This is a genomic window from Streptococcus cameli (assembly GCF_053207365.1).
Genome location: NZ_JBRUIM010000003.1, coordinates 1 through 23,330, shown reverse-complemented (window position 1 = coordinate 23,330; position 23,330 = coordinate 1). Strand labels below are relative to the sequence as shown.

General features: G+C 38.1%; 21 protein-coding genes and 7 tRNA genes. 12 read left to right on the top strand and 16 right to left on the bottom strand.

Annotated features, from left to right (window positions below; translation table 11 throughout):
• Positions 1-13: 13 nt before the first annotated feature.
• A complete protein-coding gene (gene rpoB, locus ACVR1I_RS06845) occupies positions 14-3,574 on the bottom strand; it encodes a DNA-directed RNA polymerase subunit beta (protein WP_447443280.1) in 3,561 nt (1,186 codons plus the stop codon).
• A 351-nt stretch (positions 3,575-3,925) separates the two neighbouring features.
• The gene (pbp1b, locus tag ACVR1I_RS06840) at positions 3,926-6,313 is read right to left on the bottom strand and encodes a penicillin-binding protein PBP1B (RefSeq protein ID WP_447443279.1); all 2,388 of its coding nucleotides are present in this window, start codon (positions 6,311-6,313) and stop codon (positions 3,926-3,928) included.
• A gap of 103 nt (positions 6,314-6,416) precedes the next feature.
• Between pbp1b and tyrS the strand changes: the two genes are divergently transcribed.
• Together tyrS and ACVR1I_RS06830 are read left to right on the top strand one after the other, a co-directional pair.
• A complete protein-coding gene (gene tyrS / locus ACVR1I_RS06835; protein WP_447443278.1) occupies positions 6,417-7,673 on the top strand; it encodes a tyrosine--tRNA ligase in 1,257 nt (418 codons plus the stop codon).
• 91 nt (positions 7,674-7,764) lie between these two features.
• Positions 7,765-8,196 carry an HIT family protein gene (locus tag ACVR1I_RS06830; protein WP_447443465.1) on the top strand — a complete coding sequence of 144 codons (432 nt, stop codon included), beginning with the start codon at positions 7,765-7,767 and terminating at the stop codon, positions 8,194-8,196.
• Between the two features lie 48 nt (positions 8,197-8,244).
• Here the strand turns inward: ACVR1I_RS06830 and ACVR1I_RS06825 are convergent, their stop codons facing one another.
• The 6 genes from ACVR1I_RS06825 to ACVR1I_RS06800 all read right to left on the bottom strand — a co-directional run bounded on the left by ACVR1I_RS06825 (position 8,245) and on the right by ACVR1I_RS06800 (position 13,563).
• Entirely contained in the window at positions 8,245-8,667 is a 423-nt protein-coding gene (locus ACVR1I_RS06825) for a BlaI/MecI/CopY family transcriptional regulator (RefSeq protein ID WP_447443277.1), read from the bottom strand.
• Between the two features lie 89 nt (positions 8,668-8,756).
• Positions 8,757-10,274 (bottom strand): metal ABC transporter solute-binding protein, Zn/Mn family, encoded by a 1,518-nt coding sequence (locus ACVR1I_RS06820; RefSeq protein ID WP_447443276.1) that lies wholly within the window; start codon positions 10,272-10,274, stop codon positions 8,757-8,759.
• Positions 10,275-10,283: 9 nt separating this feature from the next.
• On the bottom strand, positions 10,284-11,096 hold the full coding sequence (locus ACVR1I_RS06815; RefSeq protein ID WP_447443275.1) for a metal ABC transporter permease: 813 nt from the start codon (positions 11,094-11,096) through the stop codon (positions 10,284-10,286).
• Positions 11,089-11,793: a metal ABC transporter ATP-binding protein gene (locus ACVR1I_RS06810; protein WP_447443274.1), complete on the bottom strand. Its 705-nt coding sequence runs from the start codon at positions 11,791-11,793 to the stop codon at positions 11,089-11,091. Before ACVR1I_RS06810 ends, ACVR1I_RS06815 begins: the two co-directional genes overlap by 8 nt.
• Before the next feature lies 1 nt (position 11,794).
• Positions 11,795-12,238: a zinc-dependent MarR family transcriptional regulator gene (locus ACVR1I_RS06805; protein WP_447443273.1), complete on the bottom strand. Its 444-nt coding sequence runs from the start codon at positions 12,236-12,238 to the stop codon at positions 11,795-11,797.
• A 260-nt stretch (positions 12,239-12,498) separates the two neighbouring features.
• Positions 12,499-13,563: a beta-N-acetylhexosaminidase gene (locus ACVR1I_RS06800; RefSeq protein ID WP_447443272.1), complete on the bottom strand. Its 1,065-nt coding sequence runs from the start codon at positions 13,561-13,563 to the stop codon at positions 12,499-12,501.
• Between the two features lie 610 nt (positions 13,564-14,173).
• Here ACVR1I_RS06800 and ACVR1I_RS06795 point away from each other — a divergent pair.
• The 10 genes from ACVR1I_RS06795 (at position 14,174) to ACVR1I_RS06750 (ending at position 21,820) form a co-directional block, all read left to right on the top strand.
• Complete coding sequence (locus ACVR1I_RS06795; protein ID WP_114866104.1) at positions 14,174-14,680, top strand: hypothetical protein; 507 nt, start codon at positions 14,174-14,176, stop codon at positions 14,678-14,680.
• 256 nt (positions 14,681-14,936) lie between these two features.
• The gene (locus ACVR1I_RS06790) at positions 14,937-15,695 is read left to right on the top strand and encodes an endonuclease/exonuclease/phosphatase family protein (RefSeq protein ID WP_041790302.1); all 759 of its coding nucleotides are present in this window, start codon (positions 14,937-14,939) and stop codon (positions 15,693-15,695) included.
• A 20-nt stretch (positions 15,696-15,715) separates the two neighbouring features.
• Positions 15,716-17,035, top strand: coding sequence for an FtsK/SpoIIIE domain-containing protein (locus ACVR1I_RS06785; RefSeq protein WP_447443271.1), 1,320 nt, complete (start codon positions 15,716-15,718; stop codon positions 17,033-17,035).
• Positions 17,036-17,124: 89 nt separating this feature from the next.
• Complete coding sequence (locus ACVR1I_RS06780) at positions 17,125-17,439, top strand: hypothetical protein (RefSeq protein ID WP_447443270.1); 315 nt, start codon at positions 17,125-17,127, stop codon at positions 17,437-17,439.
• A 40-nt stretch (positions 17,440-17,479) separates the two neighbouring features.
• Positions 17,480-17,869 (top strand): hypothetical protein, encoded by a 390-nt coding sequence (locus ACVR1I_RS06775; RefSeq protein ID WP_024403293.1) that lies wholly within the window; start codon positions 17,480-17,482, stop codon positions 17,867-17,869.
• Positions 17,870-17,877: 8 nt separating this feature from the next.
• Positions 17,878-18,657, top strand: coding sequence for a metallophosphoesterase family protein (locus ACVR1I_RS06770; RefSeq protein ID WP_000854575.1), 780 nt, complete (start codon positions 17,878-17,880; stop codon positions 18,655-18,657).
• 9 nt (positions 18,658-18,666) lie between these two features.
• Complete coding sequence (locus tag ACVR1I_RS06765) at positions 18,667-19,428, top strand: metallophosphoesterase (protein WP_447443269.1); 762 nt, start codon at positions 18,667-18,669, stop codon at positions 19,426-19,428.
• Positions 19,429-19,684: 256 nt separating this feature from the next.
• Positions 19,685-20,473, top strand: coding sequence for a rolling circle replication-associated protein (locus ACVR1I_RS06760; RefSeq protein ID WP_336371117.1), 789 nt, complete (start codon positions 19,685-19,687; stop codon positions 20,471-20,473).
• A gap of 5 nt (positions 20,474-20,478) precedes the next feature.
• On the top strand, positions 20,479-20,697 hold the full coding sequence (locus tag ACVR1I_RS06755; protein WP_024403297.1) for a DUF3173 domain-containing protein: 219 nt from the start codon (positions 20,479-20,481) through the stop codon (positions 20,695-20,697).
• Positions 20,684-21,820: a site-specific integrase gene (locus ACVR1I_RS06750; RefSeq protein ID WP_447443268.1), complete on the top strand. Its 1,137-nt coding sequence runs from the start codon at positions 20,684-20,686 to the stop codon at positions 21,818-21,820. The genes ACVR1I_RS06755 and ACVR1I_RS06750 overlap by 14 nt, the downstream gene beginning before the upstream one ends.
• A 40-nt stretch (positions 21,821-21,860) precedes the next feature.
• Here ACVR1I_RS06750 and ACVR1I_RS06745 read toward each other — a convergent pair whose 3' ends face one another.
• From ACVR1I_RS06745 to ACVR1I_RS06710, 8 genes are all read right to left on the bottom strand, one after another.
• Positions 21,861-22,487 (bottom strand): hypothetical protein, encoded by a 627-nt coding sequence (locus ACVR1I_RS06745; RefSeq protein ID WP_447443267.1) that lies wholly within the window; start codon positions 22,485-22,487, stop codon positions 21,861-21,863.
• A 199-nt stretch (positions 22,488-22,686) separates the two neighbouring features.
• A tRNA-Leu gene (locus tag ACVR1I_RS06740) sits at positions 22,687-22,770 on the bottom strand.
• A gap of 11 nt (positions 22,771-22,781) precedes the next feature.
• Positions 22,782-22,853 (bottom strand) — tRNA-Gln (locus tag ACVR1I_RS06735).
• A gap of 11 nt (positions 22,854-22,864) precedes the next feature.
• Positions 22,865-22,937 (bottom strand) — tRNA-His (locus tag ACVR1I_RS06730).
• Positions 22,938-22,948: 11 nt separating this feature from the next.
• Positions 22,949-23,019: transfer RNA gene (locus ACVR1I_RS06725), tRNA-Trp, on the bottom strand.
• Positions 23,020-23,026: 7 nt separating this feature from the next.
• Positions 23,027-23,107 (bottom strand) — tRNA-Tyr (locus ACVR1I_RS06720).
• 17 nt (positions 23,108-23,124) lie between these two features.
• A tRNA-Phe gene (locus tag ACVR1I_RS06715) sits at positions 23,125-23,197 on the bottom strand.
• Between the two features lie 8 nt (positions 23,198-23,205).
• Positions 23,206-23,279 (bottom strand) — tRNA-Met (locus tag ACVR1I_RS06710).
• Between the last annotated feature and the right edge of the window lie 51 nt (positions 23,280-23,330).

Here is a 23,330-nt window from a genome sequence, read left to right as displayed (position 1 = left end):
TACTTTTTTCGTTTTATTCTTCAGATTGAGCAAAGGCTGCCGCGGCATCTGCTGCGACTTTCGCACGTGCTTTTTCAAGATCATCTACGTGGATGATGTCATCGTCATCCCCTTCGTCCAAATCACGCAATTCTACTTCATTGTCATCTTCGTCAAGGACACGCATGTCAAGACCCAATGATTGCAATTCTTTCACAAGAACGCGGAAGGATTCTGGAACACCTGGTTTTGGAATTGGTTTGCCTTTTGTAATGGCTTCATAGGCTTTCAAACGTCCTGTTACATCATCTGACTTGTAGGTCAAGATCTCTTGAAGAACATTGGATGCACCATAAGCTTCAAGGGCCCAAACCTCCATCTCACCAAAACGTTGTCCACCAAACTGGGCTTTACCTCCAAGTGGTTGTTGGGTAACGAGTGAGTATGGCCCAACAGAACGCGCATGGAGCTTGTCGTCAACCATGTGGTGAAGTTTGATCATGTACATGACACCAACTGATACACGGTTGTCAAATGGTTCACCGGTACGGCCATCATACAAGATGGTTTTGGCATCTGAGTCCATTCCAGCTTCTTTAACCGTTTCCCAAAGGTCTTCAGAAGAAGCACCATCAAAGACTGGAGTTGCAATGTGGATACCCAAGTTACGGGCTGCCATACCAAGGTGGAGCTCCATAACCTGTCCGATATTCATACGAGATGGTACCCCAAGTGGGTTCAACATGATGTCCACTGGTGTTCCGTCTGGAAGATATGGCATGTCTTCAACAGGAACAATACGGGATACGACACCCTTGTTTCCGTGACGACCGGCCATTTTATCTCCGACCTTGATTTTCCGTTTTTGAGCGATGTAGACACGCACCAACATGTTCACGCCAGATTGCAATTCATCTCCGTTAGCACGGGTAAAGATTTTCACATCACGGACAACACCATCGGCACCGTGTGGTACACGAAGAGAGGTGTCACGCACTTCACGAGACTTATCACCAAAGATGGCATGGAGAAGGCGTTCCTCAGCAGAAAGGTCTTTTTCTCCCTTAGGAGTAACCTTACCAACCAAGATGTCCCCTTCTTTTACTTCCGCACCAATTCGGATAATCCCCATTTCATCCAATTGGCGAAGGGCTTCTTCCCCAACGTTTGGAATTTCGCGTGTAATTTCTTCAGGGCCTAACTTCGTATCGCGGGTTTCTGATTCGTATTCTTCCAAGTGAACAGATGTGTAGACATCATCTTTCACCAGGCGTTCACTCATGATAACCGCATCCTCAAAGTTGTAACCTTCCCATGTCATGTAGGCAACAATAGGGTTTTGACCAAGGGCCATTTCCCCGTTTTCCATAGACGGACCATCTGCGATGAAGTCGCCTTTTTCAACCGTGTCACCTACTTTTACAAGGGTGCGTTGGTTGTAGGCCGTACCTGAGTTGGAACGACGGAATTTTGAAACATGGTAAACATCGAGTGAGCCATCTTCACGACGAACTTCAACCTTATCTGCATCAGAGTAGGTGACTTTACCATCGTGTTGTGCGATGATGGCCGCACCTGAATCGTGGGCAGCTTGGTATTCCATACCAGTACCAACATAAGGAGCTTTTGGATCAATCAATGGCACAGCCTGACGTTGCATGTTGGCACCCATGAGGGCACGGTTGGAGTCATCGTTTTCCAAGAACGGAATACATGCTGTCGCAACAGCAACTACCTGTTTTGGAGAAACGTCCATGAAGTCCGCAGAAGCTGCTGGGAATTCTTGGTTGTTACCTTGATGACGCCCCATGACAATCTCATCGACAAAACGATTGTTCTCGTCAAGTGGAGAAGTTGATTGGGCAACGATAAAGGCATCTTCTTCATCTGCTGTTAACCAAACGATTTCGTTGGTTACCGTACCAGTGCTGCGGTCAATCTTACGGTATGGCGTTTGGATAAAGCCATACTTGTTCAAATGTCCATAAGAAGACAAGTTGTTGATCAAACCGATGTTTGGTCCTTCTGGAGTCTCGATCGGACACATACGGCCATAGTGAGTGTAGTGTACGTCCCGTACTTCATATCCAGCACGGTCACGTGTCAAACCACCAGGTCCCAAGGCTGACAAACGGCGTTTGTGAGACAACTCAGAAAGCGGGTTGTGCTGGTCCATGAACTGAGACAACTGAGAAGACCCAAAGAATTCTTTGATGGCAGCAGTCACAGGACGGATATTGATAATTTGTTGTGGTGTAAGAACTTCATTGTCTTGAACAGACATCCGCTCGCGCAAGTTCCGCTCCATACGGGTCAAACCGATGCGGACTTGGTTGGCCAAAAGTTCGCCAACCGCACGAATACGACGGTTTCCTAAGTGGTCGATGTCATCTACCTTACCAAGGCCTTCTGCCAAGTTCAAGAAGTAGGACATTTCAGCCAAGATATCTGCTGGTGTAATGGTGCGAATGGATTCAGCTGGATTGGCATTACCAATAACAGTGACAACACGGTCTGGGTCAGTCGGTGCAACCACCTTGAATTTCTGCAAGAGAACTGGCTCAACAATAACAGCCGCATCATTTGGATTGTATTCCACCAAGTTCAATTCATCGAATTGTGCCTCAACAGATTCCAAAACGTCGCGGGTTAAGACTGTACCAGCTTCCAAAACGATTTCACCAGTTTCACCGTTGATGACATGCTCTGCCAAGGTTTGGTTTAAGAGACGTGTCCGCAAGTTGAGTTTCTTGTTGATCTTGTAACGACCTACCGGAGCCAAGTCATAACGACGTGGGTCAAAGAAACGAGCTGTCAAGAGACTACGTGAGCTTTCAGCAGTCTTTGGCTCACCTGGACGAAGGCGTTCGTAAATTTCTTTCAAAGCCTCGTCAATCCGTGAATCTGCTGGATTCTTGTGGATATCTTTTTCAATGGTATTGCGAACCAATTCGCTATCACCAAAGATGTCAAAGATTTCATCATCTCCAGAGAAACCAAGGGCACGTACCAAGGTTGTAAATGGAATCTTACGGGTCCGGTCAATCCGAGTGTAAGCAATATCTTTTGCGTCTGTTTCCAACTCCAACCATGCACCACGGTTAGGGATAACGGTTGAGCCATAGCCAACCTTACCATTTTTGTCCACTTTGTCATTGAAGTAAACACCTGGTGAGCGTACAAGCTGAGATACGATAATCCGCTCTGCACCATTGATGATAAAGGTTCCCATTTCTGTCATGATTGGGAATTCACCAAAGAAAACTTCCTGGGTCTTGATTTCACCAGTTTCTTTGTTGATCAAACGGAAAGTCACAAAAATAGGTGCTGAATAGTTGGCATCATGCGCACGCGCTTCTTCCAACGTATACTTTGGTTCTTTCAATTCATAACCAACAAATTCCAATTCCATTGTTTCAGTAAAATTGGAAACAGGTAATACATCTTGAAAGACTTCTTTTAATCCATGGTCCAAAAAGTCTTGGAACGAGTCTGTTTGGATTTCAATCAAATTTGGTAAATCAAGAACTTCTTTGATTCTTGAAAAACTACGACGGGTACGATGTTTCCCGTATTGAACGTCATGTCCTGCCAAGTGATAACTCCTTTTAAAAAGATACGAGGGTTCTCTCGTCCATTCAAAACACTAGTGTTGCGAACAGCACAAGAACCCGGGTTCAATAAACATTTTTCAGAGACACCTGCGGCTTTAACCACACGAGTGTTTCTAGAATCTCAGCCGTCTTTTTCTGAATTTTGAGAAAGATTAAGTTTATGTAACAAAGTCATCTTTTTCTAAAAATAAGCACAAAAAGAGCAGCTAAATCTTCCTTTTGATAAGTTTGATTTAACTGCTGTAAGTCTTGTTTGGACAATATTTCAAACAAGACACACGACAAATAATTTAAACAATTATACCATACTTTACGGTACTTCGCAAGAGTTTTTACTCTTCACTGGCGCCTGCTGTTGTGCTACTTGATGGTTGTGTCGAAGATCGTGAAGAAGCAGAGGATTTTTTGCTCGATGAGCTACTCTTTGTCGGAGATCCAAACAAGCTATTCCACGCTCTCACCCGATCGCTATCTGTTCCACCAACCATAAAATAGTAATTGGATACTGGTGCACCGTCTTTAGCCCAATAACTCGTCGTTTGAGCTCCTGAAATACTATACGTTCGTCCGTTATGCTGCGTACTTCCTGGTCTCTGTCCCGTAGTGCGCAATACACTTGAGGCTATCACACTTTGGTCCAATTCAAAGCGGCCTTCAAATAAGGACGGATTTGTATTGTAAATCGCATTTGTCAAATAAGAAACATAGGCAGAGTTATTGTTGTAGCCTGTTAAATAATGCATCCCAGTATTGTCATCATGACCAGCCCAGGTACCAATGGTTACCCGAGGTGTTGATAGCATTAACCAGACATCTGCTGTATCATTACTTGTTCCTGTTTTACCAACAATATCAGTACTTGCTGCTGCTGGATTGATAGCTGCTAATCTACCTTTGAAGCTAGTTGTCGCCCCAGAAGAAATCACACCTCTCATCAAGTGAGTCATAATACTCGCTGCTGCAGGAGAATAAACTTGGACTGGTTTGCTTTCATGTTGATAGACAACCGTGCCATCGTGAGCAGTAATCTTTTCAACAATATAATTCTTATGGTAGACACCACCATTTGCTAAGGTTTGATAAGCATTGGTGTTTTCTGCAACAGTTGTTTCAATACCACCAGCTAAGGGAAGACTTTCAATGTCATACATTGGAATATGGTAATTCATTTTATCCATATAAGATTTGACGTCCACACCTTTTTCTTGTAGCAACTTATAGGTCCAAAAAGCAGGAATGTTAGAAGAAACATTCATAGCGTTTTGTAAGTTTGTCATTCCTGTTCCACGGCTGCTACCATGCATAATCCGAGTACCATCTGAAAATGTTGTTGGATAATTCGATAAAATACTTGCTGATCCCATCAATCCCTGATCAATGGCAATTCCATAAACCAAATACGGTTTTACTGTTGAGCCTGGCGAACGTTGTGTGTCCAATGCGTGATTATTTTGGTTTGTTTTGTAATTCCGACCACCAACAAATCCTAAAATTGCTCCAGTTTGGTTATCTAGTAACACACTTCCTGTTTCAACTAGACCACCACCGCTGTCTAACACATGACCATAGTTGGCCACAACATCCTGCATAGCCGCATAGATATTCTTATCGACGGTACTCGTGATTGTATAGCCACCCAGACTCAATTCTTGTTCCGCTAAAGCGCGATAGGATTGAATCGTTTCGTCATTTTTTAAATCATTTTCAGAAACTTGATCGCGTTTTATCAAATAATCATACATTACATCCTTGGCTTCGTCCATAACCGCATAATAGAGATAATCTTTGGTATCTTCTACGATAGGATTAGGTGCGATAAAATCTTTTTTAATATCGTACGCTAAATATGTCTCATAATCCGCCTTAGATAAATATCCTGCTCGGTACATGTTGTATAATACATCTTTTTGACGATTCAAGCCATAAGACATGTTCTCTTCTGATTTAAAAGCACCGTCCGAAGAATAAGGAGAATACACAATTGGACTCTGTGGCAAACCTGCAATAAAGGCTGCTTGCGGAACCGTCAACTCGGCCGCAGATTTTCCAAAAATACCACGCGCCGCTTCCTCAACACCAGCAATGTTTTTTCCTTGGTTATTTCGACCAAACGGCGAAACATTTAAGTAAGTTGTTAAGATATCCTCCTTGGTCATTACCCGTTCAAGAGCAAGAGCTGAGATAATCTCATTTGCTTTTCGACTAAAGGTCGGTGCATCTCCAACAATTTGTTGCTTAATTAACTGCTGAGTTAAAGTTGAACCACCACTTGAAGACCCAAATCCTGCTGAACCCAGAGCCGCACGAATGACCGCTTTTGGAACAACGCCATTATGATTTTCAAAAGTTGCATCTTCAGTTGCAATAACAGCCTGTTTAACCGTCTCTGATATGGCATCTCCTTCAACTGGAATACGAAGTAAATCTGAGTTTACCTCTGAAATCAAGCTATTGTCAGAATAAACTACTTTTGAAATACGGGTTAAGTCCGTTACTTGCGTTACAAGAGACTCTTTTTCTGGAACTTCTACACGGTCAAATAGACTTGCAATATACCCAAATCCTACACCTGCTCCAAATAAACCCAACAACAAAAACAGTAGTGTAATAAAATTGGTTAAATAACGCAAGGTACTTAAAATAATCCCAAAAATATCTTGTAGACTTAGACTTTCTTTTGATTTTTGAGATTCTTTTTTCTTCACATGTTTCGTCGTCATATACAACTCCTTATCTTCCCTATTTTACCATATTTTCTTGTATTTGACGAAAAAATCCTATCTGATATAATAGTAAGATAAGAAACTAGAAAAGAGTCGAAATATGAATATTTTTGAAGAATTAAAAGCTCGTGGCTTGGTCTTCCAAACCACTGACGAAGAAGCGCTTGAAAAAGCTTTGACAGAAGGAAAAGTATCATTTTATACAGGCTATGATCCAACAGCAGATAGTTTACACCTGGGACACTTGGTAGCTATCTTAACCAATCGCCGTCTCCAATTAGCAGGCCATAAGCCGTTTGCTCTTGTCGGAGGAGCAACTGGACTGATCGGCGACCCATCCTTTAAAGACGCAGAACGTAGCCTTCAAACCAAGGAAACTGTTGATGGCTGGGTTGAAAAAATCCAAGGCCAACTCTCTCGCTTCCTTGATTTTGAAAACGGAGAGAACAAGGCTGAAATGGTCAACAACTACGACTGGTTTGCTTCTGTTAGCTTCATTGACTTCTTACGCGATGTCGGCAAATACTTCACTGTCAATTACATGATGAGCAAGGAATCCGTAAAAAAACGGATTGAGACAGGTATTTCCTACACCGAGTTTGCCTACCAAATCATGCAAGGCTATGATTTCTTTGAACTCAACCGCACACACAACGTTACCCTCCAAATCGGTGGCTCTGATCAATGGGGTAATATGACTGCAGGTACTGAATTGCTTCGCCGCAAGGCTGACAAGACCGGCCACGTGATTACCGTTCCACTCATTACCGACTCAACTGGTAAAAAATTCGGAAAATCAGAAGGAAACGCCGTATGGTTAGACGCTTCCAAAACCAGTCCTTATGAAATGTACCAATTCTGGCTTAATGTTATGGACGCAGATGCCGTTCGTTTCTTAAAAATCTTTACTTTCTTGAGCTTAGATGAAATCGAAGACATCCGTGTTCAGTTTGAAGCTGCACCACACGAACGCTTGGCCCAAAAAATCTTAGCTAAAGAAGTTGTAACTCTTGTTCACGGTGAAGCTGCATATCAGCAAGCCTTGAACATCACAGAGCAACTCTTTGCAGGAAACATCAAGGGGCTTTCAGCTGACGAACTCAAAGCAGGTCTCAGCAACGTTCCCAACTACGCTGTCCAAACAGAGGACGATTTAAACATCGTTGAAATCTTGGTAACAGCTGGCGTTGTCAACTCCAAGCGCCAAGCCCGTGAAGATGTCCAAAACGGTGCCATCTATGTCAACGGTGATCGTGTACAAGACCTCGACTATAACTTGTCCGATAGCGACAAGATTGATGGTGAACTCACCGTTATCCGCCGTGGAAAGAAAAAATATTTTGTCTTGACCTATTAAAAAACGAGCTGAGCTCGTTTTTTCTCTTATCTGCAAATTTCTGACTCTCTTTCCCTTTTTAGTCTACAATTAAAAATAGGAGAACATGACTATGAACTGTATCTTTTGCAACCATATCTCACCAGAACAGATTTTATGCCAAACTACATCCTTTAAGGTCGTATTGGACATTGATCCTATTCAAACAGGACATCTGCTCATTATCAGCAACAAACATGTCACTAGTATCACTCAGCTCCCTCCAGAACAATTGCAAGAGCTGATCGAGCTGGAAGTCAAACTCATCCAGATTTTGGAAACCGAACTCCCTATCGACGGCGTCACCATGGCAAGCAACGACAAAGATCTTCTTGATGCAGGAACACACTTTCACGTCCACCTAATACCACGGGTAAAAGAGGATGGTTTTTGGGAACAAATTGAGCTTTCACCATTGCAATTCTCCCTAGATACTTTTCTAAAAATAGTAAAAGTTGAGGAAATCAGCGAATTAGATCCCACTCAACCACTACGTCTTGTTTGATTGATGATAAATGATTAGAAGGCTAGAACATTTGTCCCAGCCTCTTTTTTAATGACAAGTACATTGACCCGGTAAGCAGTGACAGGGAATCGTTTCTGGTGCTTTCGGCAACAAAACTTCAACCTCTCTAGCAATCTTCTCTAAGTCTTTTCTTGAAAAGCTGCCCTGCTTTAATAACTGAAATACCAAGTCAGCATTTTTAGTCGAACAGGAATTCTCCAACAAAATTGTTAATTGAGCATGTAAATGATGCTCTTCATTAACACAAGGCCAATAACGGTACTTCTTTTCGATTTTTTCCATTTTCAAATAGCCTTTTTTTCGCAAACGTCCTAAAAGCGTTTTGATCGTGACCGGTTGCCAATCAAACCCAGCTTCTAATGCCTGAACGACATCTGTTGACGTTGCACCTGGATTGGCCCACAAGACCCGCATGACTTGCCATTCTGCACCTGAAATTGCAGTATCCATGACCGCACCTCCTTTTCTATAAAGTTTACAGTTGTAATCCTTTCTTGTCAAGAAAAAGCGTTGAAGACTCAACGCTTTTCGCTTTGCAATTAGTGTGCTAACATTTCCTGCGCAATTTCCATAGCTGTCATACCAACTGGATAGTACGTTGGCCAATTTTCCATTTCTTCTAAGAGTTTTTCTTGGCTTTCACCACCGAAGTAGATATGGAAGTGACCTGTCTTAACAGGAGCGATGTTGTGGTCACTAAACTGAACATATTTGTAATTTCCAGCATCTGCATCTGTTGCTTCAAACAAGAAACGAACCCCACGGTTACCTTTCTTGTAGGTCAAAATTTTATAACCAACATACTTGTAGGTATATTTTTGACCCTTACCATCGACGACAAATTCCATGGTATCACCCTTAATATTGATTTGTTCAACATCAGTCTTGTAGCCAATATCATAGTATTCTTTGTATTCCTCAGCCGTCATGCTACCAGATTTCTTAGCTTTGTAATCCCAAACTTGATCAAAGGTCCCATCTAATAAGTATGGGTAAACCGATTGCCAGTTTCCTTCGTAGTCAGACAATGCACGATCCGCAACAGCGCTATCTTCAAAGTAGCCATTGTAGACTGTTTTTGTATTTTCTGCTCCATCCTCAGGAAGAATCTCTTTTCCTTCTTGGCTGGTTGTTTTTTCCAAAGCAGCTAGGTTATCTTCCATGACAGAAATGTAGTCTTCACCAGCTTCCATGGCTTCATTGGTTAGACTTTCAAGCGGGTTCAATACTTCCAACTCGACACCTGCTTCTTTTGCTAATGTTTCAGCGACTGATTTAGAAGCATTTTCCTCAAAGTAGATGTATTTAATGCCATAATTTTTTACATATTCTGTCAATTCTGCCAAGCGGGTTGGAGTTGGATCCTCATCGGCAGATACTCCCGTAATCGATACTTGTTTCAACCCATAGTCCAAAGCCAAATAAGCAAAAGCTGTATGTTGGGTCACAAAGTATTTTTGCTTAGCCTGAGATAATGTATCTGAGTATTTATCATGCAAGGCTTCCAATTTTTCAATATAGGCATCCGCATTTTTTTCAAATACTTTTTTCTTATCTGGATACTGTTCCACTAACTGATCACGAATGGTTTCTACCAAAGTGATCGAACGCTCTGGCGATAACCAAACATGCGGATCAAACTCATGATGGTGCCCCTCTTCTCCGTGGGCATGATCGTGATCGTGTTCCTCACCACCAGGCATCAACAACATTCCCTCTGTTGCCTTGATGACATCCACCTTCTCTGTATCCACTGATTCCAATACTTTTGGGACCCATGTTTCCATGTTTTCATCTTCATAGACAAATGTATCTGCTTCTTGGATAATGGCAATGTCTTTAGCAGACGGCTCAAACCCATGAACCTCTGTTCCAGCTTCAATCAACAAATCAACATTGGCTTCATCCCCAACAACCTGTTTTGTAAATTCATAGACAGGATAAAAGGTTGCAACAATATCGATTTCATCCTCTTTTGAAGAGCCACCGTTTGTATTGGAGCACGCAGCCAAAGCCAAAATCGATAAGGCTAAACCAAATTTCGCTAACTTTTTCATAAGTTCCTCCTATTTTTTTATTTTATAGACAAGATTAACCAGTAAAAAAATACTGATAAAAATTAAAGTAATACTGGCACTAGCCGGCGTTTCCATATGGTAAGAGACAAACAAACCAGACATCATACCAATAAATCCGACAAGCATACCAATCACAATAACCGTTTTAAAACTTTTTCCAAGCTTTAAGGCAATAGATGCTGGTAAAACCATAATGGTTGAAACCAAGAGAGCGCCAGCTGCCGGAATCATCAAAGCAATCGCAACACCTGTCACAATATTAAAGGCAATCGACATCGCTCGAACAGGAAGTCCGTCCACGTATGCCGTATCTTCATCAAATGTTAATATGTACATAGGCCGCAAGAAAAGAACAGCCAGCAAAAGTACAATTGCTGCGATCACAAACAAAGCAATAACCTGCTCTTTGCTAATCGTAACAATGGATCCAAATAAATACTGCTCTAAGCTCACACTACTGCGGCCACCAGATTTACTCATGACGACCAAAGAAACCGCTAGCCCCGTAGACATCAAAATAGCTGTTCCTATTTCCATAAAATGCTTATAGATTGTTCGTAAGTATTCAAGAAAAACAGCTGCTACAATAACAATCGCTACTGTTGAAAATGTTGGAGAAATTCCTAATACCACACCAAAGGCAACACCAGCTAACGAAACGTGACTCAAGGTATCACTCATCAAACTCTGCCGGCGTAGTATCAAAAAAATTCCAAGAACAGGCGAAAACAAACTCATAGCAAGGACAGCCTGAAAGGCCCGCTGCATGAATTCATACTGAAACAGACTAGTATCAAACATCCTGCACCTCCTCGTCTACTTCATGAACATTGAAACAACGCCAAGGTGAGTCTTGGTTACGTACCAAGTAAATATTCCGATCTGCGTAATCCGTTAATTCATCTGGGTCATGGGTGATCATTAAAACCGATTTCCCATGTTTTTTAGCAGCATGGTGCATCAACTCATAAAAAGCTGTCTTCGTACCACTGTCCATCCCAGTAGTCGGCTCATCCAAAATAAAAATATCCGGATCCGAAGCAAACATACGGGCAATAACTGCACGTTGTTTTTGGCCTCCACTTAAAGACCCCAATCGCTTATCACGGTGTTCCCACATTCCAACAGATTCCAAACTAATGCGAATGTGCTCCTCGTCATGATCCGTCAAACGACGAAACCAGCCCCTTCTTGGATAACGACCAGATGTCACAAATTCATAAACCGTACTTGGAAAACCGGCATTAAAAGAAGAAATTTGTTGAGGTAAATAAGCCATTCGAAGTTTTTTTCCTCGGATACTCATTTCAGAAATGTGAACTGTCCCCTTTTTTGGTTTCAAGATACCTAAAGTCGCCTTGATAAGCGTAGTTTTAGCAGCACCATTCTCACCTGTTAAGGTAACAAATTCACCACTATCCAAATGGTAATTGATATTCTCCAAAACTGGCTCATTGTCATAATAAAAAGAAAGATTCTCTACTGTAATGTATCTCATTCTATTTTTTAATCTTTCCTACTAAGTCTTCTAAGAACCGGCTAATTACTTTTTGTTCAGATTCAGAATAAGACGAAGCTAATTCCTCATAAACTTCAAGCGTATGCGCATGGTGGTGGGTATGTTCCGCAGCAATAGGCTTTGCCAGTTCAGTTAAAGTATAACGAACAACACGAGCATCTTGAGAATCCCTAACCGCAATCAGCATTTCCTTTGCCATCAGAGATTTAACAGCCTTTGTAATAGCTGCCTGACTAACATTTAATTGCTTAGCAATTTCAGAACTCGTAAACTCATTATTCTCAATCAACATTAAAATATGTTCTTGTGTATTCGTTAATGTGATATCACTCTGACAATGACCAACTAGAATTTCCAATTGATTTTCAGAAGACAAGACAATCTCATGTAAACTCTTATCGATTAATTTAGCTAAATTAGACATGAACGTTCTCCTTTGTTAACCGGTTAATTATAACACAATAAAGCTAGAGAAGCAAGCTTTAAGATAGCAAAAAATGAAAAAACAAAGGGTAGACTATCTACTTGTCCACTACGGTTGATAACCAACAGGTGCGCTCAGTCTTTCCGATTATGTAGCTAAACAGACTATTAAAACTGACTTCTAGCAAATCAAGTGGTTCTTATGCTGATTCGTTGGCTATCATTCTTAGGAACAAATGAAACACCTCCGAATACTGCTCACTAATCAATAAAGAAATAATCTCTGTTTTTATTTGAGAATAAGGTCAAATAATTCTTATAAGTTTCCATGACAAATAGACCTGATGGATCATCAGCCCATGTTGCAACCATACTTCCCATAATCGGAATCTCATCAGGATTAGCACCCGGAACCTGACTAAATGGCACATTTTTTATACCACTTTTCCCTTGCTCTACATGATAGTGGCCCGAAGCGCTATTTTCTCGACCAATAACGTAATACCAAGCATCGTTTGTATTTAAGATAGCATGACCTTTGTCAGAAATAAATTTTGCTTTTGCAACATCATAGCCAGTCCAACCTGCAGTCCAATAAGAAATAACGAGCTCCTTATCGAAAGCATCGTCATCCACATTGTTATAGTAAACACCATCATTAAAGGCAATCGGTGTTAACTTACCAGCTTTAACAATAGCTGTTAAATCATTGGCGTATTGAACAAATTTACCATATTTCCCAGTAGTTTGAAGCACAGCCCAACCTTTGGCATCTGTTGCATCATTAGCATATTCATCTAAACCAATATTAAAATAATCAGCTTTCCCTGAAAAATAGGAGACATATTTGCCAATGAAAGCTTTTGTAAAGTGAACGGCTGATGTGTTATCCAGATCAATTGTCCGGTCAGATTTTTTATGATTATAAGTAAAATGAGGATTCTCTATTCCCAAACTTTCCATAGCATCTAAAATAGCATCCATATGTCCCGGACTATTTACAGCAGGAATAATATTAATATATTTGCTCTTAGCGTAATTGATGAGATCATCCATTTCAGATTCGGTTAAAGCATTCCCATTAGGATCATCATAATAGGCTCTGTTACCAGCCTTTATAGCCTCTTTAACAGCTTCACTTTCATACTCTATACCATCGACAGACAAACTCATGTCATCTAAAAGGAAACGCATGCCATCATTTCCTAATAGCAAGTGAAAATCAGAATACCCCTCCTTACTCACATGGTCTATGATTTCTTTAAGCTGGTCGACAGTGAAATATTTCCGACCTGCATCCAAAGAGAAAACTTTTAAAATTGCCATTAGCCACCACCTATGATAAGACTTAGTACTCCAATAAAGACTGGAGACTTAAAACCTTATAGCCAAGAACCCATCAAACGTTACTTCTAAATACCAATAATAAAAGCATATTAAAATTTCGGAAAATAAAGTTCATAAGCTCTCTAGTTTCAATCTTCAACAATATAACATAGACTAAACCATCCGTCAATACATCAATGTTAAACATACGAAATTTCAACACTATTTTCAAACAAATTGAACAGAAGATTTTTAACACCATGGATGATAAAAAATTTATCTTTAGTTGATAAAAAACAAAAAAGACAAGGTGGAGAAACCTTATCTTTTCAACTACATTATGCAATACCGGCGGCCGGGGTCGAACCGGCACGTCCGTGAGGACACTGGATTTTGAGTTTGGCACTCGAAGTTTTAATAGGATGAAAACCGATAAAATCGGCATTATAAGTAACTACTTCTATCAAAAAAATGGTAGATTTTTTTATTTTTAGTAACTTTTTAGGATTTACTTTTCTTCAATATATAAGTATCAATATTATTCTTAATTTGATTTTTTTTATGTCCATGTTATAATGATACCAAGAAAAAAATTGGGTAGGAGAACTTAATGAACTATTTTCAAGCTAGAATATCTATAGAAACAGCATATTATTTTAATTATTTGAAAAAGATTTATCAAGATGAAACCTCTGACTATATAACTCAAGCATTTGTCATCGCTAAAGCAATCGATGAAATATCTGGTATAAATAGTTGGGAAAAAATAATTTCTGATAATTCTATAAAAATCGAAAATACCAATTTTGAAGAAAAAGATTTACGACTTAGAATACAGATTACACCTCAACTTGAAGAAACGATAAAGTACTATAAATCATATCTTCCTCAATTTATTGGAACAAGAAGTATTACGTTGGGTGTTACGTTAAAATTTATACTTAAAGCTGTAATATTATTAAGGAAAAATCCTGACTTTTTGAATTCTACTTCTCAGAATATTGAAGAGATTTTTGAAATATATGAACAAAAAATTTTAGATTACATCGCTCCCGCAAATCACAGTCAGTTCATTCAGTTATTTACGGAACTAAAAACCGAATCAATAAGAAAATAGTGTCCAAATAATATTTTGGACATTTTTTGTTGACAAATCTTTTTAACTTTGTTATAACTAATATGTCCTATTTTCGATACGGACAAAAAACAAAAAGGAGAATACTATGAATACTACCGACCAAGAAGCTTTAGATTACTTCTATGAAGAATTGGAAAGTTATTATGATGAGGACGAACAAGGAGAAATCTTTGACGGAGTAGACGACTAGCAGGAGGAATTCCTCCTCTTGCTAAATTTTTTGGAGGACAGTTTTATGACACAACTTACAGTTTCTACTTGGAATATCAATCAGCGTTCAGGACTTGGCAGACAAATTCCTGATATGGTTGTAACTGAACTAAGACAATTGAACGCAGATATTATATGTCTGACAGAATATGTCAAGACAGAATCCCATAATTTATTCTGTGCTAGATTGCAGGATATTGGCTATGAGGTTTTTGAAGATGACCGTTCTCTTGAATTCGGAAACGAAATCTTAGTAGCTATCAAAAGTTCCTTAATTTCTGATAGTAAATTCACTACCATTGATAATGATGATAGTAATCCAAACTTTTTACGAGTTACAGTAAATATATTTGGTAAGGAATTAAATATTGTCGGTACTCGTATAAAAACTGGTGGGAAAGATATCATTGAAGATTTTAAAGAGCGCAAAATACAACTAGATAATCTAATTTCAAATTTGCCTGCAAGTCATGAAAATACCATCATTCTAGGTGACTTTAATAATGGTTTTTTCAAACAGAATGATGATATTCATTCCTATCAAGGAAAAGCTAGAGAGTTTTACTCTTATCCATTACTTAAGTCGATAATGAGCAAGGCAGGCTTAACTGTATATACTCCATCAGATTTAAACTCTTGGAAGTATTGTAAGTTAGACCATATTTTTGCAAATATCCCTATAGTAAATGAAAATTATTCTTGGGAATTCTTAAAAAATCCTGATTATAAAAGCCAAGTAGGCTACCCAGACCATGCGATTTTATCAGCAACTATTTCTTTATAATTCTCCATGAGGTGCTGATTATGTTCAAACCAAAGCAAGTCGCTGACTTAAAAAGAAATTATATTATTTCAACTAGCAAATTAAAGATAGCTCATTGGTCAATATTAAGCCTTTCTATCTGCATTATGCTTACTATTATTGCAAATATGAGAGCCCCTGACCTTATTAAAATCCCTTTATTTATTCTAGCAGGATTTATCATATACAAATTTCATCGTCAATTAAAATATTTTAGATATCATTTAGATTATTACCTGATTATCAGAGAAAGCTTATTGTATGTATTACATACAAACCACCTTTATACAACATATAAAGATAGCTCAGGATATGAAAGAATCTCTAGAAGTGTAATCTTACAATACGAGCTAGACAAACAAAAAGGGCATATTCTTATCAAAGCTCTGATTACTGGTGATGAATTTAGCAAAAAGGTACAATCACTTGATGATATTCTTGCTGGAGTACTCGAACTGGAACTAGAAGAAAAAATTATCCGTCCTAGTTTTGTGGAATACCATTTCTATTACAAAAAACCTGATAGGTTAGTTCTTCAATCTCACAACCAGAAGCAAGAAATTGATAACCTTAATATAGAGTTAGGATATGGTGTAAATTATAATCCTGTCAAGTGCCCTCATATTCTAGTTGCTGGTGGTACTGGAAGTGGAAAATCTGTTTTCATATCTTTCTTGATTTTAGAACTTCTCAAACGACAATCAACTGTCTATATAGCAGACCCTAAAAATTCTGACCTAGGTAGCTTATCATATTATTTCGGAGAAAAGTATGTAGCAACAACTCCGAATAATATCGCTCGTATTGTCCGTTTAGTAGTTGAAGAAATGCAAGAACGATATCAATATATGCGGGATAACTTTCAATACGGCTCAAATTTTACCAACCATGATTTTAAACCAATATGGCTTATCTTCGATGAAATGGGAGCATTTCAAGCTTCAGGAACAGATAAAAAATCAAAAGAAATTATTGTTGAAGTTATGGATAGCATTAAACAAATTATTCTACTAGGAAGACAAGCAGGCATATTTATCCTTGTGTCAGCTCAACAAATGAGAGCCGAAACCCTAAATACCGACCTTAGAGATAACTTGGGGTTGAGAATTGCTCTTGGTGCTAATTCTACTGAGGGCTACCGTATGGTCTTTGGTTCGGCTACTCCTGATAAGTTGAAACCTATCGAAGAAAAAGGTGCAGGTTATCTTTATATGCAAGGTTCAGGCAAGGAGACAGCACAATACTGGGAAAGTCCTTATCTTGATACCACTCAATTTGACTTTATCAAAGAATTACAACTTTATTTAACAGAAACAAACTAATTCCAACGGATGTTGTTGCTTAAATTCGCTAGATTTTCAGCAACAATATCTGTTCCTCATCGCTCTGCGATGATAGAAATGAGGTATACATGAAATTAAATGACTTTTTGAAACCCGAACTATTGGGTAATCGTTTCTTTGCTGTAAAAGGTTATACAGAAGTGTTAGACAGAGAAACAAATAAACCCGTAGCTTTACGACTTAACGTATCAATTCAAGACGAAAATTCAGATTTCTTTATGGAGATGATACAAGTCAAAGTCAACACTTTAACCCCTACTGCTTCTGTTCAAGAAATGGCAAACAACAAGACTTGTCCTGTTGCGCTTAAAGATTTGAACGTTGGACAATTCAATGGCAATCTTTGGTTTGCTTGCTCTGATGTCTTACCTGTAACAAAATAGTTATGTTAAAATATAACAAAACATATAAAGGAGTTTTACAATGCAAGTTTTTACTTATAACGATTTTCTAAAAGACAAAGGAATAATTACTTTTGAACAAGCTGAAAAGATTTATGAAGATTTAATCAGCTCGGTAAATATCCATGATTCAGAATTCCTTGAATACTGGCAAAGACTAATTGAGCTATGTGCTCAATATGCCGAGGCACGTGGGAAGTTCTTAACTATACCATTAGCCGAGAAGGATTCTGCTAATAAATCAAGGACGCGGATTCATGATTCAATTATTATTCAACTCAAAATTATTAAACGATACGCTGAAAAAATTGGAAATGATACCTCTTGGTTTGATAAGTTTCATGACGATAGAAAACGAATGGGGGATTTTGCTAATTACTTAAATTATGTCTACGCAGTAAATGCAAGATAGGAGCTCAAATGAAAACATTACTAGTCGGAGATTTACATCTGAAATCTCAACTAATTTTGCCAATAGTTGACAATGTTATCAAGGATAATAATGTCAAAAGAGTTATTTTACTCGGAGATTATGTTGATTTTCCTGGTCAAACAAATAATATAAATCTCTATGCACGTGACCTCACATTTTTATTTAGTTGGAAAAAGAATATGGAAGCCAATGGTTTGGAGGTTATCAATATCATCGGTAACCACGATGCAGATTATCTTATAAATTTCGTCAGTCAGTATTCTGTTGAAAATATAGAAGTGTTTTTTGCTATTAAAGAACAATTAAAAGAACTAGGATTACAAGTAGCGTATCAATTGAATGATTTTCTTATCAGTCACGCAGGATATACCACTCTTTTCAACCCTGAACCTTGGCACTTTGAAAAAATCACCTCAAGACATCTTCACAAACTAGAAGAGTTGGCTGATAGCATTGGAACAAAACGAGGAGGACTATTTGAAACTGGTTCTCCTCTGTGGGCAGATTTAAGCGAGCTAAAAGAAAAAACAAACTTGAAACATCCCAAACAGATTGTAGGTCATACTCCCCAAAAAAATATTGATGCTTCTAATAATATTATTGGAATTGATACATTTTCATTATACCTTAATAACCATCATGAATATCAAGTTATCGGAAATGGTGATTTGATTATCCATGATGACAAACACAATGAATTAACAGTCATCTCGACAAATTGGGGAAATTTAGAAACATACGAAACATTAAAAAAGTTAATTCAATAGGAATTTTTTATGTCTAAAATTTATGCCATGTCCGATATTCATGGACATTATGATGAATTTATTGAAAGCCTATCAAAAGTGGATTTATCTGATGCGGACAATCGACTTATATTGCTTGGCGATTATATAGATGGCGGTTCACAATCTTTTCAAGTTATCTCAAAAATCATTGAACTAGAAAAGAAGTTTCCTGACCAGGTTATCACCTTATTAGGAAATCATGAAGAATATTTTTCTGAGTGGCTCTTTGAGGAAGACGGAGATTCTAAATACACTTCCTATGATACTATAATTAGTTTCATTGGTCAGAATAAGCAAAAAAATATCATTGATACAGTTGTATCAGATTTTTCTATATCTGATGAAGAATGCCTAGTTCAAATTAACAAGAAAATAAGAGACTGTGTTACTTCTGAATATCCTGCAATAGTAGATTGGTTTAGAAATAAATATTATAATTCAGAACGTTTTTATGAGACTGATAATCAAATATTTGTCCATGCTGGAGTTGATGAAGAGTTAGGAGAAAATTGGAAATTGTATTCTAATCCTGATATTTTTACTAATAAATTTCCAGCAAGTATCGGATATTTTTATAAGGATATTATTTCAGGACATATTGCTTCTTCAGAGGTCGCAAATGACCCAAGCTATATTGGAAAAATCTACCATGACCAAAAAAGTCATTATTTTATTGATGGTTGTGTTGGTAAAAGTCATATCATACCCGTTCTTTGTTATAATACCATCACTCAATCATATAACTACTAGAAGGGTTACCGTAGGGGTTGATGTAAATGATTTTTGTCCAATAAGTTTAACCGAAACATTAAACAATAATACATAACTACTTCTAATCATGTACCTAGGCAAAACTACCGACTGGAGGTCGGCAAGCTGGAAGCGTGTTTAGCAGAGCGGTGCTTAGGATCACATGATAGAAGTAGGGAGGAGCTTTGCTCCTCCTAGTTTATTTATTATATAGACAATCTTTTGGCGAAAGCCAATCTAAAAGGAACTATTTTTTATGACTTCGTATAATAAAAAAATAGTCCGCACTTCTTCCTATATTGAAATTTGGGAATATGATAAGGCAATATTTTCAAAAGGAAAATCTAATTTAGAAGCTAATACTGAGAGTAAGGAAAAATTAAAACGCAGAACCTTTGATGAACTCACACCTGAAGAACAAGAACAACGTCTTGAACGCATGAAGAAAACTCGCTTAGAAGCAAAGTGGAATTTACTCCGTTTAGTTGATTGTAATTTTGATGATAGGACTTCTTTTTTAACATTGACCACTAAGGAAAATATCAGCGATAGAAATCATTTCAAAGACTTACTTAAAACATTTATCAAACGCTTTAATTATCACATATTCCAAACAAAGAAAAGCCAGTTAAAATACATTGCAGTATTAGAAAAACAGAAACGTGGAGCATGGCACGCTCATATTCTACTTTTCAGCGTTCCCTATATCCCACATCGTCAACTTTTGGAACTCTGGGGGCATGGAGCAGTACGGATAAATAAAGTTGATGTCGACAGTAAAGAAAACCGCGGTCGATATGTTACCAAATACTTTGAAAAAGGTATCGGACAGGAGTTATTAGAAAACTTTGGTAAACAAGCTTATCTATCATCACGTAATCTGAAAAAGCCTGATGAAGATAAGTTCTATACCTATGAAACTTTTGATTATAATAACTCAACCGTCCTATATGAAACGGAATACACCAGTAAGGTCTATAAAGACGGTCAGTATTTCGATAATCACGTTACCTACAAAAAGATAAGGTTAGATACAAAGGAGTAAGTCACATGATAGCAACTATAAATAAAAATGACCTAGTTGCCCTTGGTTTCTCTGAGGGAACTTCCAAACGCATTATCCGACAAGGAAAAGAGCTTTTAATAGCAAGAGGGTTCAATGTCTACCAAAACAAGCGTATTGGAACTATACCAGCAACGGTGGCAACTGAATTATTAGGCTTTGATGTCCAAAATAGCCCACTAGGGGGTAAAAATGGCAATACGTAAAGATAAAAACGGTAGTGGTTGGATTGTCGATATTAGTAACGGTTTTGACCCGATAACGTTAAAGCAACGTAGAATAATCAGAAAGGGCTATAAAACCAAAAAAGAAGCAACTGAGGCAGAAAACTATCTACGTAGTGTAGAACTAAAGGAACGCTACTTTGGGGCTAAAATAAGCGTTTCTATTCTCTATGAGTTACTTAAAGAAGAAGATATAATAAATCATCGAAAAGTTAGTTATATCAACACGCAAGAGAATAACTACAACCGACACATTAAAGATTACTTTTTAAACGTCGATAATGTAGGAAAATTGACTTATGAGGATATATACCAATTCAGAGAACATCTTAGGCAAAAAGTAGCACAAAATTCAGATAAAGCATTAAGCACAAATACAATCAATAAAATAATAATATTGCTCAAAAAAATATTTGATGTCGGTTTGCGAAAAGGTTATTACAATACAAATCCAGTAAAGTTACTAAAAAAATTGCCAATTGAAAAAACTAAAATGCAGTTTTGGACAGTAACAGAGTTTCAACACTTTCTAACTTTATTTGAAGTCGAAGAATATAACATCAAGTTACTGTTTACTGTCCTTTTCTTTACTGGCTTACGACTAGGCGAAGCCTTGGCATTGACATGGAAAGATATAGACTTTTCCTGTAATACAATTCACGTTACAAAATCAATTTATGTTAACAAAGGGATTAGTCATATCAGTACAACAAAAACCAAAGCAGGTACTAGAAGAATTATCATAAATCGTAAACTAAGCAATCAATTATCGACTTGGCAAAGGCAACAGTCAGAATTATTAGCCGAATATACCGATGACACACAAAGCTTGCAAGTGTTTCAGAACAGCCCTGTTATAATCACAAAGAATTCCATCGAAAAACATTATAAGAAAATCCTTGAACGTGATGAGACACTTAAAAAGATACGAATACACGATTTTAGGCACTCACATGCTTCGTTACTAATAAACCAAGGAGAAGATTACCTCGTTGTAAAAGAACGTCTAGGACACGCTTCTATAACCACTACAATCGATACCTATTCACATTTATATCCTAGTAAGCAAAAGGATTTAGCTGATAAACTTGATGAACTAATATAAAAAGGATACCTCATAAGTATCCTTTTTAATTATTAAATGCTTATTCAATAAAATGCGAGGCAAGAGGGTTAGTCAGGTTCACGAAGTATATACTCAAGCAATTATTGAAATCAACACAATGGAAGGAAATGCAATCATCCTCATGTGATAGTTCAATTAGAAACGGAAGAACTCCATAAAAACTTATAATGTTACGCAAATATGACAAAGAAGCAAACAACATAATCACATCAGCCTCCATTGCTCCTAAAACCTGACCGTTGCTTAGCAAGTAATCCCCCCAAGCAATGCCATCGAATGTATTATCTTTATCAATAAAATCAGTTACAGACTTTTGGATATCACTATTAATCTGTGACAACGCATTTATAATTGTAGTATGGTCAAGTTTATTAAAACATAGATTGGGAATCTTACAATTATAAATTAGTATCTCAGCTCTCCTTTTAAAAGTTGGATATGTATATCGTGAACATTGACCAGTTAATTCCTCAACCGCATCCTTAAGGTAATTATCAAATGTTTTATTCCCTAAAATAGGATAAGTTTTATGATAAAAATCTCTCCTAGAAAGATTAATCTTAAATTGGTTATCCAATTCATTAAAATCAGAAACCCAATCATGAACAACAGCGTCACAAATTTCCTTAGCATTTATTGTTAGCATAGCACACCTCTTTCTACGTCCTCTATATTTTAGAGTGATGTTTCTTTTTATGTCCATGGACTATATACTTACATTATACACTGGAATAAATTTTATGTCAAGGAATTTAGTAATTTTTAGCAATTCACACAAACAGCAAATAAAGAAAAAACAAAAAGACAAGGCTTAGAAACCTTGTCTTTTCAACTACATTATGCAATACCGGCGGCCGGGGTCGAACCGGCACGTCCGTGAGGACACTGGATTTTGAGTCCAGCGCGTCTGCCAATTCCGCCACGCCGGCACAATGTATAACTGGGGTAGCTGGATTCGAACCAACGCATGAGGGAGTCAAAGTCCCTTGCCTTACCGCTTGGCTATACCCCAATAATAAAATAGGCGAGTGATGGGAATCGAACCCACGAATGTCAGAGCCACAATCTGATGTGTTAACCACTTCACCACACCCGCCATAATATAAACACGGGCAGTAGGAATTGAACCCACACTGAAGGTTTTGGAGACCTTAGTTCTACCTTTAAACTATGCCCGTAAAGGTATGGAGAGAGAGGGATTCGAACCCCCGAACCCGAAGGAGCGGATTTACAGTCCGCCGCGTTTAGCCTCTTCGCTATCTCTCCAGATTATTAAATTATAATGGCGCGAGACGGAATCGAACCGCCGACACATGGAGCTTCAATCCATTGCTCTACCAACTGAGCTACCGAGCCAAAATATATTGCGGGAGCAGGATTTGAACCTACGACCTTCGGGTTATGAGCCCGACGAGCTACCTAGCTGCTCCATCCCGCGTTAACAATATGAAAGGAGGATGTGGGATTCGAACCCACGCACGCTTTTACA